Raw genomic sequence first — 3417 nt, forward strand, 5'->3', positions numbered from 1 at the left:
TGGGTGGGGATTCCATTCTGTCGATGCAGGTGGTGGCTCGGGCGCGGGCGGCGGGGTTGGTGTGTGGGCCGCGTGATCTGTTTGTGGAGCAGACGGTGGCCCGGTTGGCGTGGGTAACCAAGGTGGCCGATGACTCTAAAGCGGTGCTCGATATCGGTGTGGGGTCCGTGGTGGCGACCCCGATCATGCGCTGGCTGAACGCCTTTGAGGGCCCGACGGACCAGTTCAACCAGACCATGGTGGTGCAGGCCCCGGCCGGAGTAACCAAGGCCGATGTGGTGGTGGTGTTGCAGGCGTTGCTGGATCGGCACGCGATGTTGCGGGCCTGTGTGGTGGACGGGCCCGACGGCTGGTCGTTGACGGTGCCCGAGGCGGGATCGGTCGATGCCGGCGGGTGCGTGCAGGCGGTGGCGGTGTTGTCCGAGGCGGCGGTGCTTGCGGCCCGTTCGGGGCTGAATCTGGCGTCCGGGGCGATGGTGCGCGCGGTGTGGGCGCGGGCGACGGGCGAGTTGGCGTTGATCATTCACCACCTGGCCGTCGACGGGGTGTCCTGGCGAATCCTGTTGGAAGACCTCAATATTGCGTGGGCACAGCATCACAGCGGGCAGCCGATCGCGTTGGCCGCGGGTGGGACGTCGTTTGTGCGGTGGTCGGCGCTGTTGGCGGAGCGGGCCCGCCGGCCCGAGGTAGAGGCGCAGGCCGACACCTGGTGTCAGGTGGCCGCGACTCCGCCTGCGCTGCCGGCGCCGCGCCCGGCCCTGGACACATTCGCCAGCGCGGGGCATCTGTCGGCACGGTTGGATGTGGCGACCACCCGGTTGTTGTTGGCGCGCGTGCCGGCGGCGTTTCACGCTGGGGTGCAAGACATTTTGCTGATTGCGTTCGGTGTCGCATGGGCGCAGTTTGTGGGCGACCCCGCGGCGGTGGTGGGGATTGATGTCGAGGGTCACGGCCGTGACGAGGAAGTCGCCGGCGATATCGATCTGTCGCGCACAGTGGGGTGGTTCACCGCGAAATATCCGGTGGCGCTGCGGGTGGGGGGCTTGTCGTGGGCGCAGGTGGTGGCGGGGGAGGCCGCGCTGGGGGCGGCGGTCAAAGACGCCAAGGAGCAGTTGCGCGCTGTGCCGGACGGGCTGACGTATGGGCTGCTGCGGTATCTGAACACCGAGGTTGATCTGGATGGGGGTGACCCGCCGATCGGGTTCAACTATTTGGGGCGCCTCGGCGGTGCGGGGGTGCAGGGCGATCAGTTGTGGCGGGTCAGCGAGCAGGGTCTGTTGCTGGTCGGTGTGGCGGGGGAAATTGCGATGCCATTGGCGCACACCGTGGACCTCAACGCCGCCACGGTAGACACCGACGATGGCCCGTGCCTGCAGGCGAATTGGATGTGGGCGCCCTCGGTGCTCGACGAGGCGCAGGTCGAGCGATTGAGCCGGTTGTGGTTTGAGGCTCTGGCCGGTATTTGTGCGCATGTCGAGCGTGGTGGGGGTGGGTTGACCCCGTCGGATATCGTCCCGGCCCGGCTCACCCAGGCCCAGCTCGACGCCCTGTCCGGGCAGCACCACATCGCCGATGTGTTGCCGCTGACCCCGCTGCAACACGGATTGCTGTTCCACGCCAGCACCGCAGCGCGCAGCGGTGACGACGTTTATGCGATGCAGTTGGATATCGCGGTGGCGGGTCCGCTCGAGCAGCAGCGACTGGCCGAGGCGGTGCGTGTGGTGGTGTGCCGTCATCCCAACCTGGCGGCGCGGTTCTACGGGCAATACGACGACCCGGTGCAGGTTATCCCGGCCGACCCCCAGGCGCCGTGGCGCTACGTCGAACTCGACGGTGTCGAGCTCGAGGGTATCGAGCAGGTGTGCGCGGCCGAGCGCGCCGCGGTGTGCGAGTTGGGGGATCAGCCGGCGTTTCGGGTGGCGGTGATCCGCACCGGACTCGACAGCCATCGCATCGTGGTGACGGCGCACCACATCGTGCTCGACGGGTGGTCGTTGCCGATCCTGCTGGCGGAGATGTTCGCCAGTTATCAGGGAGAGCGACTGCCGGCACCGGTTCCGTATCGCCGGTTCGTCACCTGGCTGGCCGGGCGAGACCTGGAGGCGGCCCGGGAATCCTGGCGCGCCGTGTTGGCCGGGCTGGAGTCCCCCACACTGGTGGGTGGTGCGCCGGGCCGGGCGCAACCGGGACCGCGCGGTTCCCTGTCTTACCTGGTACCGGCCGAGATCACTTGCGCCGTTGGGGATTTGGCCCGCTCGTGTCACACCACCGTCAACACAGTGTTGCAGGCCGGCTGGGCGTTATTGCTGGCCTCGCTGACCGGCCGGCACGACGTGACCTTCGGTGCGGCGGTCTCGGGACGGCCCGCCGACGTGCCGGGCGCGGAGTCGATGGTGGGGCTGTTGATCAACACGGTGCCGGTCCGCGCCCACCTCACGGCCGCGATCACCACCACCGACCTGATCGACCAACTACGGCACGACCATGCCAAAACCATTGAACATCAACACTTGCCGCTCAACGAGATCCACCACATCACCGGCCAGGACCAGCTCTTCGACACCCTGTTCGTATTCCAAAACTACCCGATCGACACCGCGGCGTTAGCCAACATCGACGGGCTGAACATCACCGCGTTCGCCAACCGCGAGTACAACCACTACCCGCTGACCATCCAAGTAACGCCGGGTCACGAACTGGGCCTGCGCCTCGAATACGACACCGAGGTGTTCGACAACTCAAGCGCCGAAACGATTGTCACGCGTTTCCACCGGTTATTGAACGCGTTGACCACCGATCCCACCCGTCGGGTGTCGTTGGTGGAGGTGCTCGATGCGGCCGAGTGCGCTCAGCTGGATGGGTGGAGTAATCGGGCGGTGTTGGGTGAGCCGGTGTCGGCTGGCGTGTCGATTCCGGTGTTGTTCGCTGAGCAGGTTGAGCGTGTTGGTGAGGCGGTGGCGGTCAGTTTCGAGGGCCGTTCGATGACGTATCGGGAGCTCGATGAGGCGTCGAACCGCTTGGCGTGGTTGCTAATTGACGTAGGTGCTGGGCCGGGTCGATGTGTAGGGCTGTTGTTGTCGCGGTCGGAACAGGCGGTAGTGGCGGCGCTGGCGGTGTTGAAGACCGGGGCCGCGTACGTGCCGATTGATCCGATGGTGCCCGATGCGCGGGTTGGGTTCGTGCTCGATGATGCGGGGCCGGTCGCGGTGCTCACCAGCGGTGAGTCGGCCGGACGGTTGGGTGGACGCGGGTTGGTGGTCCTCGATGTTGATGACCCTGTGGTCGAGAGCTATCCGGGTGCGGGATTGCCTGCGCCGGCCGTGGAGGACGTGGCCTATCAGATTTACACCTCGGGCACTACGGGTGTGCCGAAGGGGGTGGCGATTTCGCACCGCAATGTGGTCGAGCTGCTGCTGT

Annotated in this window: 1 protein-coding gene; it reads left to right on the forward strand. The window is 66.7% G+C overall.

The features are described from left to right. Positions 1-3417 (forward strand): condensation domain-containing protein (locus OQ789_RS25530; RefSeq protein ID WP_324689175.1); only part of this gene is annotated, 3417 nt, incomplete at both ends.

Source organism: Mycobacterium sp. 94-17 (genome assembly GCF_035617725.1).
Lineage (GTDB): Bacteria > Actinomycetota > Actinomycetes > Mycobacteriales > Mycobacteriaceae > Mycobacterium.